The 14,134-nt window shown below is 40.7% G+C and carries 12 protein-coding genes and 2 pseudogenes; 7 read left to right on the top strand and 7 right to left on the bottom strand.

Annotated elements, in window-relative coordinates; translation table 11 throughout:
* Nucleotides 1–881 precede the first annotated feature (881 nt).
* The 4 genes from nifB to HG267_RS28470 all read left to right on the top strand — a co-directional run bounded on the left by nifB (nt 882) and on the right by HG267_RS28470 (nt 4,101).
* Complete coding sequence (gene nifB, locus HG267_RS28485) at nt 882–2,336, top strand: nitrogenase cofactor biosynthesis protein NifB (RefSeq protein WP_045868740.1); 1,455 nt, start codon at nt 882–884, stop codon at nt 2,334–2,336.
* A 141-nt stretch (nt 2,337–2,477) separates the two neighbouring features.
* Nucleotides 2,478–2,795, top strand: a complete 318-nt coding sequence (locus HG267_RS28480) for a 4Fe-4S binding protein (RefSeq protein WP_045868739.1) — start codon at nt 2,478–2,480, stop codon at nt 2,793–2,795.
* A gap of 188 nt (nt 2,796–2,983) precedes the next feature.
* Nucleotides 2,984–3,319 (top strand): helix-turn-helix domain-containing protein, encoded by a 336-nt coding sequence (locus HG267_RS28475; protein WP_096621807.1) that lies wholly within the window; start codon nt 2,984–2,986, stop codon nt 3,317–3,319.
* Between the two features lie 38 nt (nt 3,320–3,357).
* Nucleotides 3,358–4,101 carry a hypothetical protein gene (locus HG267_RS28470; protein WP_155539055.1) on the top strand — a complete coding sequence of 248 codons (744 nt, stop codon included), beginning with the start codon at nt 3,358–3,360 and terminating at the stop codon, nt 4,099–4,101.
* Between the two features lie 1,076 nt (nt 4,102–5,177).
* Here HG267_RS28470 and HG267_RS28465 read toward each other — a convergent pair.
* Nucleotides 5,178–5,612: pseudogene (locus HG267_RS28465) on the bottom strand (MFS transporter); the annotation flags it as partial.
* 229 nt (nt 5,613–5,841) lie between these two features.
* On the opposite strand from HG267_RS28465, the gene HG267_RS28460 reads away from it, so the two are divergent.
* On the top strand, nt 5,842–6,129 hold the full coding sequence (locus HG267_RS28460; protein WP_228045186.1) for a hypothetical protein: 288 nt from the start codon (nt 5,842–5,844) through the stop codon (nt 6,127–6,129).
* A 271-nt stretch (nt 6,130–6,400) separates the two neighbouring features.
* Here HG267_RS28460 and HG267_RS28455 read toward each other — a convergent pair whose 3' ends face one another.
* The 3 genes from HG267_RS28455 to HG267_RS28445 all read right to left on the bottom strand — a co-directional run bounded on the left by HG267_RS28455 (nt 6,401) and on the right by HG267_RS28445 (nt 9,364).
* Nucleotides 6,401–6,730, bottom strand: coding sequence for a XisI protein (locus tag HG267_RS28455; RefSeq protein WP_045868736.1), 330 nt, complete (start codon nt 6,728–6,730; stop codon nt 6,401–6,403).
* Nucleotides 6,718–7,134: a XisH family protein gene (locus HG267_RS28450; RefSeq protein ID WP_045868735.1), complete on the bottom strand. Its 417-nt coding sequence runs from the start codon at nt 7,132–7,134 to the stop codon at nt 6,718–6,720. Before HG267_RS28450 ends, HG267_RS28455 begins: the two co-directional genes overlap by 13 nt.
* Nucleotides 7,135–7,339: 205 nt before the next feature.
* Complete coding sequence (locus HG267_RS28445; RefSeq protein WP_263419985.1) at nt 7,340–9,364, bottom strand: ShlB/FhaC/HecB family hemolysin secretion/activation protein; 2,025 nt, start codon at nt 9,362–9,364, stop codon at nt 7,340–7,342.
* 614 nt (nt 9,365–9,978) lie between these two features.
* Between HG267_RS28445 and HG267_RS28440 the strand changes: the two genes are divergently transcribed.
* Nucleotides 9,979–10,155, top strand: coding sequence for a hypothetical protein (locus HG267_RS28440; protein WP_155539053.1), 177 nt, complete (start codon nt 9,979–9,981; stop codon nt 10,153–10,155).
* A 532-nt stretch (nt 10,156–10,687) separates the two neighbouring features.
* Here the strand turns inward: HG267_RS28440 and HG267_RS28435 are convergent.
* On the bottom strand, nt 10,688–10,933 hold the full coding sequence (locus HG267_RS28435; RefSeq protein WP_155539051.1) for a hypothetical protein: 246 nt from the start codon (nt 10,931–10,933) through the stop codon (nt 10,688–10,690).
* 58 nt (nt 10,934–10,991) lie between these two features.
* On the bottom strand, nt 10,992–11,765 hold the full coding sequence (locus HG267_RS28430) for a hypothetical protein (protein WP_045868734.1): 774 nt from the start codon (nt 11,763–11,765) through the stop codon (nt 10,992–10,994).
* Between the two features lie 321 nt (nt 11,766–12,086).
* Here HG267_RS28430 and HG267_RS28425 point away from each other — a divergent pair.
* A pseudogene (locus HG267_RS28425) lies at nt 12,087–12,442 on the top strand (IS630 family transposase); the annotation flags it as partial.
* A gap of 397 nt (nt 12,443–12,839) precedes the next feature.
* On the opposite strand, the gene HG267_RS28420 reads toward HG267_RS28425, so the two are convergent.
* Nucleotides 12,840–13,772: an RNA polymerase sigma factor gene (locus HG267_RS28420; protein ID WP_081583917.1), complete on the bottom strand. Its 933-nt coding sequence runs from the start codon at nt 13,770–13,772 to the stop codon at nt 12,840–12,842.
* Nucleotides 13,773–14,134: the final 362 nt, after the last annotated feature.

Here is a 14,134-nt window from a genome sequence, read left to right as displayed (position 1 = left end):
AAAGAAAAATTCAGGATAAAAAATTAAGTTTTTGATAATTATATGCATTAATAGAGATGTTTATACTATTGTATAAGCCTTATATAGCAAGGATTAGCGACGTTATTGCATATTATTTCTAATGAAAGATTAAAAAAATATGAATTACATTTTTACCCAAAAAAAAATGATATGTTGGATACAGAATTGAATTTCGCACGTATCTGGAGTAGAACGACGTAGACTACTCCAGTTTTTCCCCCTCAATCCCCTATGATTACTGGCTTTGGGTGAGGTTTGGGGAATGTTTGAGTACAGACATAAATGTCTGAAAACAATCTAAAATCAAGTTCTAACCTTTGTGGGTGCTAGATTTTGGCTGAGTACAAACAAATCCTGTACCCCACTCTATAAATACTTGTACCCCAATCTAAAAATACTAGAACCTCTACCCGAAAAAAAATTTATTAATTCTTGTAACGCCTGAAAACTCGGGCTGAAAAAATTTGAGTACAAATTTAATAAATCCAATAAATTCTATCCTAGATACCAGCCAGCCGACTGGAAAAATGGCTGCTATAAATCATATATCGCCAATCACTTAACGCTTCTAAACAAAAGCGGAAAGTGAGTGGAGGGATGAGATAGCACCATGCCTCTGTGAATGGAAGTCGCGGCTGCACAAATTCTACCCACGACCCAAACGTTGACACACCAGCCGAAAATCAAGGATTGTAAGCCTGCCCTACTCTAAATATTTGATGTTCTCATCAGCATCACTTCGCAAAAGAGTAAATTCTTGCGAGTAATGAGTAGAAGCCGCGACTTCAATTCCTAGGCATAAAGAGTAGCAACGGCATCTCTCACAGTGGCAGCCAGTCCACCGACCCTTGCGAAATTCAATGACACCACCGTCTACAGGACTCCTCACCTCCTCCAATCAGGAACCTACCACTACCCAAGCCAAATCAGGTGGTTGCGGATGCGACAGCAAAAGCAACGCCACCGTAGAGATGGACGAAAAGCTCAAGGAACGTATTGCCAAGCATCCCTGCTATAGCGAAGACGCACACCACCACTACGCTAGAATGCACGTTGCAGTTGCACCCGCTTGTAACATTCAATGCAACTATTGCAACCGGAAATATGACTGTGCTAACGAAAGCCGTCCTGGTGTAGTTAGCGAGTTACTCACCCCAGAAGAAGCAGCCCACAAAGTATTGGTGATTGCAGGTAAGATTCCCCAAATGACAGTCTTGGGAATTGCTGGCCCTGGTGATCCGTTGGCGAATCCAGAAAAAACTTTCCGCACCTTTGAGTTAATTGCAGATCAAGCACCAGATATTAAACTGTGCTTATCAACCAATGGTTTGATGTTGACCGAATATGTCGATCGCATTAAACAACTCAATATAGATCACGTTACTATTACCCTTAACACTATTGACCCAGAAATCGGCGCACAGATTTATTCTTGGGTTCACTACAAGCGTAAGCGTTATAAAGGTGTTGAGGGAGCAAGAATTCTGCTCGAAAAGCAGATGGAAGGACTGCAAGCCCTCAAAGAAGCCGATATCTTGTGCAAAGTCAACTCGGTAATGATTCCGGGAATTAACGACCAGCACTTGGTAGAAGTGAATAAATTCATTCGTGAAAACGGCGCATTCCTGCACAACATCATGCCGTTGATTTCTGCGCCAGAACATGGCACACACTTCGGTTTAACTGGTCAGCGTGGCCCTACTGGCAAAGAACTCAAAGAAGTTCAAGACAGCTGCGCCGGTAACATGAAGATGATGCGTCACTGTCGTCAATGCCGAGCCGATGCTGTAGGATTATTAGGAGAAGACCGCAGCCAAGAATTTACCAAAGATAAATTCCTAGAAATGGCTCCGGAATATAACCTAGAACAACGCCAAGAAGTTCACGAGGGTATTGAGAAATTTAAACAAGAAATTAAAGCAGCCAAAGAAAAGGCGCTAGCTGGCAAAAATTTTGCTAACAAACCTAAAATCTTAGTTGCAGTTGCAACCAAAGGTAGTGGATTAGTTAACCAACACTTCGGTCATGCGAAGGAATTCCAGATTTACGAAGTGGATGGTAGTGAAGTACGCTTTATCAGTCATCGTAAAATTGACCACTATTGTCAAGGTGGATTTGGAGAAGAAGCCACTCTAGACTACATTATTAAAGCGATCGCAGATTGCAAAGCGGTTTTAGTCTCCAAAATTGGGAACTGTCCCAAAGAAGAATTGCACAAAGCTGGCATACAGACTGTTGAAGCTTACGACGTAATCGAGAAAGTTGCTTTGGAATATTACGAGCAATATGTCGAAGGGTTAGAGACTAGGGACTAGGGACTGGGGACTAGGGACTAGGGATTAGGGATTAGGGACTGGGATGAGTTTACCCAATACCCAGTACCCAATACCCAATCACCAATACCCAGTACCCATTACCTAGTACCCAGTACCCAATCCCCCATAAGGAGAATAGTCATGGCTTACAAAATTACTGGCCAATGTATTTCCTGTGATTTATGTCTGTCTGTATGCCCTACTGGTGCAATCAAAATAGTTGATGGTAATCGCTGGATAGACCCTGAACTTTGCACAAACTGCGTCGGTAGTATACATACAGTACCTCAATGTAAAGCTGGTTGTCCCACTTGTGATGGTTGCGTTAAACAACCCACAGATTATTGGGAAGGTTGGTTTGCCAACTACAACCGCGTTTTAGCCAAGTTAACTAATAAAGAAGATTATTGGGAACGTTGGTTTAACTGTTATTCTCAACAGTTTACACTATCAAATTAAAAATATCTGTTGAGGACAGCTCATCGTAAAGGAAATGGCTGCTTAACAATAAATGAAAATTGTAACTATATACTTACAAGAAAATGAAGTTAACGCCAAAATGACGACTTGAATACTCATGCCGCTTATAAATTCTTGTATAACTAAACTGGTTAGCTGATACTCGCAGTACAAAAATATCTTGCTACATGACAACTGAAAGTGCAAATATAAGAACTAGGAATTTAAAAGAGGTAATTATGGTTCCGCTGGAATGGGTTGTCATGCTGGCGTGGAACAAAGAGTGTGGCGAAACTCTAAAATTATTGCGCGGTAAAAGGTCTAGACGCGAAATTGCAGATGCTGTTTCTCAGCAAGGTGTTGAATGCTCACAAGAGTACATCAGAAAACTGGAAAACGGTGAAGCCGCCTCTGTTTCCACAAAAATTATCACTACAATTGCTAAAACTCTTGATGTTGAATTGATTGAGATAATTTATGACTTGCGTGTTGAAGTCACAACAATAGTTTGTACTAAGAGTTGATTTTTGTACTCTGAGTTGTTATTTTAAATAATGTCAAAGTGAAAGGCGATCGCTCAGAGCCTGGAAAACTTGTGCGATCGCCTTTTAATCCTTTAACAGGAAATACCATTATGACTCAAACCATCTATAGCTATCAACAGCTGCAACACAAATCCATAGCTCGACTCAAGCAAATCTACAACGAGATGATCTGCAAAGTTGAGGTACTTGACAAGCGATGCAAGGATGCTTGGATTAATGCGATCGCTGAGTATCAAGCTAGCAGGGTTCAGACAGTGGTTGACACTACCCTTGACGAACAACCCACAGATGAAGCTATTGCTCCGCAACTGATAACAGTAGCAATCAACTTCTACCACCATGAAGTCTACGTAGGTAAAAAACTCATAGCTTACATGATCGTAGATCATGACGAATTTGCTATGCAACCTTGGTTGGTTCTGGTTAATGGCAAGGAGATTTTCCGCGCCACAACATCTGCCAAATGCCTACGCTACATTCAATGGCATTACCAAGATGGCACACTCAACCCCTTCGACCAAGTTGAACTGGCTGAAGTCCCAGAAGTCCCGACAATTATGAAAATTTCTTTTTACGAGCAAGAAGCATTTGTTGGTGACCAACTGATAGCTAGGATTACCTACGACTATGGAAATTATGAAAATCTATACTGGCGGGTGATAATTAACGCTAAAGAGATTTTTCGAGACATTAGCCCAGCCAGATGTCACAGTTACATTAAACAAATGTACCAGCAAGGTAAAATCCCATTACAAGAGTAGTTAGGCTTAGAAAAACATTTGCTATCAAATAGCAACTTTTCGCCTACGACTGATACATCTCTGCAATACTCGAACTCTTACCTCTAGAGAATAGCGATCGCTTCTTTCAGATGAGGCGCAAGTTCAGTAATTGGTAACAGTCTAAAACTAACTGTGAGCAGTAATATAAATTGCTGCTCACTCCTACATGCATTTTTTCAAAAGTGATATTGCGTCAACGAAGTTTCACGTTGGCAAGGAGGTAAAAGATGAGTGCTATTGTCTCATCGAACAAAACATCTGTGCTGGTGATATTGCGGCGAGAGTATCTCGACATTACTGGTAACTTTTGTGCTGCCAAGTTGATTGAGTATTTTAGGCATTGGACAAAGTGGAAGCTGAAAAATCATCGCACTCCTTGGGTATATCAACCACTCAAGAAAATCTATGCTGACCTCATGGGTGAACATAGCTTGCACGTTATTCGGAGTGCGATCGCTCTATTGCAGGAGATGGGTATTATCGAAAAGCAGAAAAATCCTGGCAATGGTCAAGATAAGACTTGGCAGTATAAATTACACAATGATGTACTTAATCAGCTATTGGAACATGGCAAGGGCAAAACTGAACCTTCTAAATTCACTGTAGAATCACATCTGAGATCAGATCCTGAAACTTCTAAACCACAACAACATGCTGTTGAGGAAAAAAAGCATGAAAACGTGCAAGAAGAGGTTCTATCACCCCAAACCGATATTTGTGATTACGCTCAGGAATCAATTCACCAAACTCCACAACCAGAGCAAACCCAGATTACTCACTTGGCTGATGAATCAGAACAAGATGACGCAACTGACGAGATAGATCCTGATGTTCGCGTAGCGTCTCGTAGAGAAGACATATTTTCCGCGCCAGAAGTTGTTAGCGAAGCGGTAGCGAGTCCTCGAGCGTCAGTCGATTCAAGTATGGATAAGCCCAGTAAGAGCGAGATTGCAGAGATATGCACTGAGTTGCGGCGACTGCGGATTAACCCTGAACCTTGTTTGGGGGTGGTGAAGAAATATTGGGTGAATGTGCAAGGTGCGATCGCTCGTGTAAGGAGTCATTGCTGTATAAGGCAAATGGACAACGGTGTAAAATACCTGAGATATGACTCCAATCGCTACGTAATACCAAAACAAACTCCACACACTCAATGGCGGTACAATCCACTGCAAGAAAAAGAAAATGCCAAAAGGAGTCGCCCCATATAATAGCCAAGGTAGACGACGACCCCAACGACGAGATTTTGTTTTATCAGTCAAAAAACCGACAAACGGATCGTTCATTGCTTCCCCAATTTTGCCAATCATCAAAATGCTACCTGCTAAACCCGCCGGAATACCAGCAACATTCGTCAAGAAGACTAATAGGAAAAATATGGAAATATTTGCCGTAATCGCTGGGCCTAATTCGCCTGCACCATAAGCCAGTTTAGTTTTAAATGGCAGTTTTTCACTTTGAATAGAGCTATTAGCGGCAGAATCATTCATAATATTTTGCGTTCATCAGAATTCTCCAAGAAACCCTGCCTTTCGAGGGCAGGGAGGTATAGGAGCGTTGATTTCGGGGGTGAAGTCAGCGAAGAATTGGACTTTAGCTGCGATCGCAGTTTACCCCGCGATGACTTCACGCTATGATTTTTCTCCTTGATACCTGCTGATTTCTGAACTTGTTGCCAAACACCCAAATCAAAAAGTTGTAGATTGGCTAGATGTCCAAGTGCCAGACACTCTTTACATCAGCATTATTACAATTGGCGAAATTGCTAAAGGCATCAGTAAAATTACCGCGTCTAAGGGAAAAGAATCGTTAATGAAATGGCTAAATGAAACTCTACCGAGTCGTTTTAAAGATAGAATCTTAGGGATAGATTTTTCAACAATATTATTGTGGGTAAACTTAGTAGGACAATTAGAACAGAACGAGCGACCTCTACCTGCTATAGATTCTCTGATTGCAGCGATGCCTTCAGCGAGCGCAGCTATCGCAATTCATAACTCTCTATAACTTGTCACTCGCAATGAAAAAGACTTTGCCGAGACGGGTGTTGTAATTATTAATCCTTGGTCTTTTTAAGCGATCGCTTTTGTCTGGGTAGAAGAGCGTAGGCGTAGCCCGTCGTAGACATCGCTTGATGGAAAAGTAGTGCGATAGCCGTACCCCTACGGGGAAGCAAGCTACGCGTAGCGTCTCCTTTAGGAGAAGGCTTAAGCTTCGCTTATCGCTCTTTGGTAATATGGCTTTGATAAAAGATAAGCGATCACTTGATAGATAAGTTTCAACTAGCAGCAAACTCAGTAAATTTCCGTTTGTATGGGGCTTTAAAAGCCAAAACTATATCTTGTTTAGGAACTCCAGCTTCTACTAATTCATTAGCGACTCCGATTTCCGTTCCATCGCGTTCGATCCAAATTTTGCCATCTTTAATTTCTACATAAATAATACAACCAAATATTCGCGTTAGCTCTTGCCAACCAATATTAATAACTTGATAGCGATCGCGCTCAGTATCAAATAATAATTTGACTTCTGTCTGACTATTTGAGCGGTTTTTGGCATGACTTTCCAAAATTTTTTGGACTATTTCTTGATAATTTAGTCTCTCCATATAACAATCTCCTCTTGCTCTGGATTAAAAATTAGTAATTTTAGCTGATATTCACCAATAATTCTTTGAATAAACTTCCGGCTAAAAAACTCGTTATAAACATCTACTGGAATAGCTAAATACAAAATCCGTTCAGGTTCTGTCAACCTCAATGCTGAACGGTAGTTGAGACATTGACCAAGAGCTAGGTGAAATTCAGTTACGTCTGAAGCTCCTAAAAAGGATTTTATCTCTACTGCTATTTTTTTACCAGTTTTTTCAGCAGCTAAAATTCTCTCTGCTGTTAAGTCTATGTAAAAATCAATATCCTCAACTTGAATAAATAGATGCTCATCAGTAACTGTCCATTTATCTTTTTCGAGGGCTGTTTTAACTGTATTATGAAATATATCTTTAGCTGGCATACATCAATTAAATCTATTTTACCAATACTCATACCATAAAGCGATGTCTACGACGGGCTACGCCTACGCTCTTCTCCCCACAAAAAAGCGATCGCCTACGGCATCGTGGGCATTTCACTGACAATTGAAAAGGTGTGTTAGCCAAAGCGTAACGCACCCCAGAAGAGCAAGCGATCGCTTTGATCTAGATTAAAAACTAGTAATTTTAAGGGTTGTATTGTACAGAGAAATACAGAGCATTTTCTAGCCCTGTACCATACGGTGAATTTACTGAGATTAAAGGAATTCCCCAGTCAAGACGAGCAGTAACACGATCCTGTTGCCACTGTAAACCCAGACCGACAGAAGCCATAGTATTGGGGCTGGGATTGGTTTGACCAGAATTATTCCAACCTGTGCCAAAATCAACAAAGGGAATCACCTGGATCAGTCCCTTTCCCCGGAAAACTGCCATCACAGGGAGTTGAACTTCAGTTGAAGCGAAAATTCCATTGTCGGTGAGCAGAGAATCTTGGAGGTAACCGCCTTTTCCGCCCAAGATGAACTGTTCCGAAGGTACTAAGGTCTGGTACGCTAGTTGAGCATTGGCACGCACCAATAGCAATGTATCCTTAGCTAAAATCCGTGTCCATTGCGCTTGACCTTGCCAGGAAACAAATGTGGCTGGTACTGAATTCCCCAGAGCTAGCGGTTCGTTGCTTGTGGAACTCAAGGAATTAAATCCAAAGCTGAATTGAGAACGCAGTTCAATGCTATCTTGTGCATTATGTTTTTTAAATTCCTGAAAAAACCGCAGTGCAAAGGTGCGTGTCATCCCACTATCGTTAGACAATGAAGACAGGGATAAAGGAAGCAGAGATGAAATCGTCGGGCTTTCCCCTAAAAAAGCAGTTAGACCAAGGGCTAATTCTTCATAACTTGGTGGCTGTTCTCCATTACCAAGAGTTTCCTCTGCGATTCTGCGGATAATTGGCTGACGCAGCGTTAATTCGTAAGTGCGTAAGGTTGATTCTTGATTGGAACTATTCCCAGGTACTTGTAAGCTATCTAAGGGAGAATTGATGGAAGATGCAGCCAAAGTCTCTTCGTTAATGCTTTGTACCGAGGAAGGAACGAAGCCATTCAGCGCAGATATCCCCTCAGCCTGACTTTGGTTGTAGGTAAAACTGAGAGTTCCGTTGCGAGCGTTTAGGGGGAAGGTGTAGTTGACATTCCAGTTATGTGTTCCTTCTGTACCAGAATATCCCAGGCTGAGACTATCTCCTATCCCCAGCAAGTTAGCTTCTGTGAGAACAATTTGTTGTTGAGAGATTCCCAAATGGGAAAAACCACTAATATCATTGCTAAGTGAGACGCTGAAAGATTTTGCTTGTTTGACCTCCACTTCTAGAATACTTTTACCTGGACTTGACCCCGATAATAGACGAAAGTTTGCAGATTCAATTAGCGGGTCTTGTTGCAGCAGTTGCAAAGCTGCCTGTAATTTGTTAACGTTCAGGGGTTTTGATGCAGCAAGTGCTAACCTGGAACGCACGTAGTTAGGATTGAGGCGCACTCTTGAGCCTTCTGTATATTCCTGATTAGCAGGGGATGATTTTACGTCAATCCTCTCTAACTCCCCTTCAATGACACGAATAATCGCTGCTGTTTTTTCTTGCTGTTTGGTTTGAGAGGAGAGACAAACCACCGCACTAGACGTACTGTAGCCACGGGCTGCATACTGTTTGGTGATTTCCGCAGCAACTTGCATCAGTTGTTCCGGGGAGAGGACTTTGTTGAGGTAGCCTTTAGTGAAGCTTTTGAGTTCTGCTGGTGTAAACACCGGATGATTGATAACAAAAAAGAACTCTTCCACAGTGAAAGCGTCTAGAGTAGTTCCCGACTCTGGTGCAGAAGTTGTCTTGGAACACACAGTTGCTTTTGGTGTGTTTTGGGGTGATGGAGATTGCTCTGGAGTTGGGAAGGGAAGGGAATTATTGAAAGTCGGTTGTTTTTCAGTCTTCTTTGCGTCGAGTTGGTCAGATATCGCACTGTTGGGGCTGAAGGCTGAAGTGGGAACTACTTCTTCTAAAGTAGGGGTTGGGAGTAGAGATGGTTGGGGTACCTGTGGAAGATGAGTGAGGGGTTTGGGGGCGGTTATCGGCTCCAGTTGAGGTACTGGTAATAAGTTAGGGGTGTTCGCCAGTGCGGATTCAATAATGAGGCTGTTAGTTAATATAATTGGACACAACTGGAGCAAACACCGGAAACGGTTATGCCAATGAAAATTCTTAATATGCATGTTGAATAGCAGGGAATATATGCAGATGAATAATGGCTTGCTTGGTATATGTCATCCCTGATTCAGAAGGGGAAAGGGAAAAACCACCCTTTCCTTTGCAAAACTATAGATGCTTGAATTGAATTGTGACTACTTACTGTAGTTTGTGAAATAACAAAAATATTAGAGTAATTTTTTGTATTCCTCAGATAGAAATATAGCTAGAAAATCAACCATGCTTAATACTTGAAATGGCTAGATAAATTCGCCTATTTTTTGTTATCCCTAATATGTTCACAACAGATACAGAAGACAATAAATTATCTTCTGCAAGTAAATGCTATTTTTAATAATCCTGTGGATAGCTAAGAATACCTGAATTTTATTTTTAAGTTTTTATTATTGTTCATTAGCCCTAGTTATGTCAGTCAGAAAAGTCGGATATTTAAGTCGGAAAAGTCGGATTCACTATAATATTTTGCGTTAATCTCAAGACATGAATGCTGCCAAAATAAATGATATTTTTATTGACAATTACCAGAGTGTTAATGTTATAAATAAACAAGAGTTAAGGAACTTAAACCATGAAAAAAACACTATTGATTGCTACCACATTAATGGCGCTTGCTCTTCCCGCACACGCTACTCAAATTAACCAATATGCCCAAGATAACCAAGATAAAATGAGCCTAAAAGCTCAACCTGAAGGTACAACAAGCTTGTGTTATATTTATAGAAACAAATTGGTTTGTACGCGTTAAAATAGCATAGCTTGAAAGTTTTAAACCTTCCCAACCTATAATCGTTAATTAAGGCTGGGAAGGTTTAATTATGCCTATTAAATATCAGTTTACCATAATATAAACTCATTTATAGATAATATCAAATATCAGATATATGGCGATTATTTACTTTTATCTACAGCATATTGCAAGTTGGTAATTACAGATAATTGTAGGGGCACAACAATGTTGTACCCATATCGGCATACCTCATTTAGCTGAAATATGCTGTAAACATGTAATTATCAATTTTATGTTTTTATTTTCCATTATTATCACTCTTTATAAACACATTATTGTATTAATCAACTTTTGAATACTGTCCTTTGTACCATCATCTATTACCTCACTAACTTTGTTCTTGGTAAACGCATTTATCAAAAGTAATTTAGGCTAGGAAAACGTTTATTGTCACTTCGTTTAAACCTCTGTTTTTCTGCATCTATGGTGTGAATAAGCAAAGCAAGCGAAGGGTTGTTGGCACAACCCCTTTCTTGCTTTGCGTCTTTATCTATCCTGATTCCTCTCCCCTCTTCCTGTCAGTCGGCAAAGTCGGCTCATGAAGTCTGCAAAGTCGGATAATTAAATCAGCGATCGCACACTGCGGTAGCTTATCCATAAAGCCAGACAAACCAGGGAAGTAGTGTTTTGTGCTAGAGCGATCACACTGTGGTGAAAATGGCTTTGATGAAAGAAAGGCGATCACGCTCTGGGATAAGTAGGGCGATCGCTCCTTGGTGAAAAGGCTTGAATTCAAGATGAGGGGTGATCGCTAAAAAACCTGTTGCGGATTGGACTGGCTGATGGTAAATGTACTACGATACTATCTGAATATTTATTTCGTAGACACTGCCTTCATCGTTATTGCTGACTAGATAAGTAAAATAACCTGCATTGTGACTTTCCGGTATGGTTAGGTATCCGAGTTTGTCATCCGAGCTTATCGAGTCATAGTCCCACAATTCTATTGTGGTTCCATTTTCGGGGATTTGGTAACTATAACCTGTCTCTTTTGTTTGCTGCGAATTGATTTCTTTGTATTTTCCTGAATTCGGCCAAATTTTCTTGCTGTCCACTTTTATATACAGATCATCGGCTCCTGCAAAAAAGTGATCGAGTCCTTCGATAACCTGCACTCCTGCACCTGCGCCACCAACAGCAGCAACTCCAGTAGCAGCAATAAGTAGACCACCAGTCACAGTAGCACCTGCAACAGCCGCAGCACCACCTGCTAGACCACCAATTGTACCAAATATGCCTCTTGCAAAGTCGTCAATTCCTGACGATGGTTTGATACACTTTACACTGACAAGGTTTAAAGTTTTTTTCGTAAGCCTGTCTACTCGGATTGATGATGTGATGTCATTAAAATCTGAGCCTACGAAAGGAGTATCACTGGTAAAGCTCTTAGAACGACCAGAAAATCCAGGATTTTCATAAAGAATGACCTTAAACCCGTTAGTGATTTTCAACGAACTCAGTTGATCATTACCGATTGTCAAGTTAGAGACATCATAACTTCCCTCGTCAAGTTCCTGACTGAGTCCGCTATAGTTTGCATCACGGTAAATTACTACCTTGAATGACATATCTTAATACTCCTAATGTTTGATAACTGGTACTGATTCTCTACATTTTTGAGATGCTTCAGAAGGCAATTTCTGAATTATTGGTATTGAGCTAACTAAATTAGCTGAATTTTGTTTTTTTTGCGGGTAGTTGACAAAGGATAAGGAGGTTTTCTTCCTTTCGCTTGTCTATTTATAAGACGGTTCCAGTAATTAATTTATGAATTTTTCGAGTTAGATGCTTTTTACTCAAACACTATAATTACTAGAATACCGATTCACTAATAAAAGACGAGACTGAAAACCCCTGTTTTAACTTCTCTTACAACAAAATATTCCTGAGTAAGACAAAGATTTGTCAAAGAAGGGATGGAATCAGCCTGTTTGTCGACGAGAGCAAAAAACTTCGTTCCCAAATAATTGATGGAGAAAAAGAAGCCTATCTAATTGCGATAGCTTATAGTAAAGCCCCAACAGGAAAGCGCAATCGGACGCTTCAAATGCTTGCAGACAAATGATAGAACTCAACTATGTTGAACAAGTATATACTGAAACTATCAGAAAAGCATTAAAAAAACAAACTCAAACCCTAGCTCAATGAATCTTGGGTAATTCCACCTGAAGCAACCGCAGAATTTGTTTGCTGTATGGAAGATATTTTAGATGTTTACAAGCGTCCTTATGACGAAAAAAATCCTGGCAGAAATTGAGTTTAGTGTCTTAATCGTCGTATTCCTGACCAAGATACTCTCAAATTAGAAATTGCTGCTTGGTCACAACAGAGAAAAAACAAAAGTTAATTGGCGATTTACCACAGCAGATGCTCGTATCAAATTGAAGCGACTTTATCCCTCAATTCAAACTTGATGATCTACTACCTCTCTATCATTTTCATTTTTAAATATTGAGAGCTTATATTCAGATTCCTCAGATGGATTTATCTCATATCCGTCCTTGAGAAAGTAGAACTTATCATTATCTAACAATACCCACTCCCTTATTAATTCAATTCAGAAAGCCTCAAGCGTGAATTCTTCATTTTCGACTAAACCGATTACCGCTTTTACTTAATTTTTCAGGCTAGAGGCTTTCTTCTCAATACAAAGGAGGAGAGCGGGACGATCGCACAAACATAAATTCTCGCCCCACTTTCCCCACCTGATACTGTTGTTGCGTCCACAGCACCGCCTCAACCCACCAACAAGCATCACTTTTTACCTCTAACTTCTCCTCAGAAGTCGCCCCAAGCATCACCGACTCAAACTGCTGCACATCATGCGCTACCTCCTGAGCTTTCTCACTCCCAACAATCTCCTCTTCCTCCACCGTAACTGCAAGTACCGTCTCCCCTACTCTCGCTTCAACTACCCCATTCCCCTCGGACATCTCCACTATTTCCGACTTTGTTGCAGTCGCTGTCACAGATTTATCCCTATCCATTCCCTCCTCCCCGATAAAATATCCCTTCAACTCCTCACGCAGAATAGCCCGCGCCTGGGAGATGCGCTTACAGACATTTTGGTAAGAAATTCCCTGCTGTTCTACTATTTCCTGATGTGAAAGTTCTTGATAAAAGTGCAGAATAAACGTCTCGCGCAGCCTTGTCGGTAAGTTATCAATAGCACGACGAATCACCATCTTTCTCTCGTCAGTGTCCATCACACTTTCTGGGGTATTCTCAAACGCAACCAGTCCTTGCTCCTCACCAGAGGCGTAAATTTCTATATCCTCAACTCGATTCGCACCCCGAGTGCGTTCTCGAAGAATATCCACGCAGAGATTACGAGTCAGCGTCACGAGCCAAGCCTTAAAATTAGAAATTTCCTCTGCATACTTTTGCGCCTTCTTCCAAGCTTTCAGCATCGCCCGACTGAGCGCATCTTCAGCATCAATTGAGTCACCCATCCACTTAACGCAGCAACGATAAAGATAATCTTGATACTGTTGCCATTGCTGCCAAAAAGTCATACTGACATCATCAGAACTACTACGCTCTGATGAGGAGACGACTGCTAGAGAAACTACCATAATGTGACACTCAACAATCTAATTAATTTGATTGCAATTCGATTTCAAACGTCTATCGTATAAAAAATTACTCACTCTTTCATCGCAACTAGGCTGAAGCATTGTATTTAGACGATTTCCAGTTTTTTTGGGTAAATAAACCAATAAAGGTATATATTTGGTAAATTTTGGAAAAGTCAGAGCAATCTCTTAGTCCTTGCTAATTAAGTGTTTATATATACTTGTATGTATATATAAATGCTGGATCACGAATAATTGTGGTAAAGTTTTGACAATTCACTAGCGTGGTATTTGCTGCTCGTATGTAAAGTTACTACTATTCTCTGCTGTGCACTAGTCGGAAAAGTCGGGTATTTCGGTCG

The organism is Tolypothrix sp. PCC 7601, assembly GCF_025677855.1.
Lineage (GTDB): Bacteria > Cyanobacteriota > Cyanobacteriia > Cyanobacteriales > Nostocaceae > Aulosira > Aulosira diplosiphon.
This window is presented reverse-complemented; position numbering and strand designations above follow the sequence as displayed.

Bases quoted from the DNA above. Each gene is read 5' to 3' on its own strand.
- nifB (WP_045868740.1), top strand. From the start codon at position 882: ATGACACCACCGTCTACAGGACTCCTCACCTCCTCCAATCAGGAACCT.
- HG267_RS28480 (WP_045868739.1), top strand. From the start codon at position 2,478: ATGGCTTACAAAATTACTGGCCAATGTATTTCCTGTGATTTATGTCTG.
- HG267_RS28475 (WP_096621807.1), top strand. From the start codon at position 2,984: ATGACAACTGAAAGTGCAAATATAAGAACTAGGAATTTAAAAGAGGTA.
- HG267_RS28455 (WP_045868736.1), bottom strand. From the start codon at position 6,730: ATGGAGAGACTAAATTATCAAGAAATAGTCCAAAAAATTTTGGAAAGT.
- HG267_RS28450 (WP_045868735.1), bottom strand. From the start codon at position 7,134: ATGCCAGCTAAAGATATATTTCATAATACAGTTAAAACAGCCCTCGAA.
- HG267_RS28440 (WP_155539053.1), top strand. From the start codon at position 9,979: ATGAAAAAAACACTATTGATTGCTACCACATTAATGGCGCTTGCTCTT.
- HG267_RS28430 (WP_045868734.1), bottom strand. From the start codon at position 11,765: ATGTCATTCAAGGTAGTAATTTACCGTGATGCAAACTATAGCGGACTC.
- HG267_RS28420 (WP_081583917.1), bottom strand. From the start codon at position 13,772: ATGGTAGTTTCTCTAGCAGTCGTCTCCTCATCAGAGCGTAGTAGTTCT.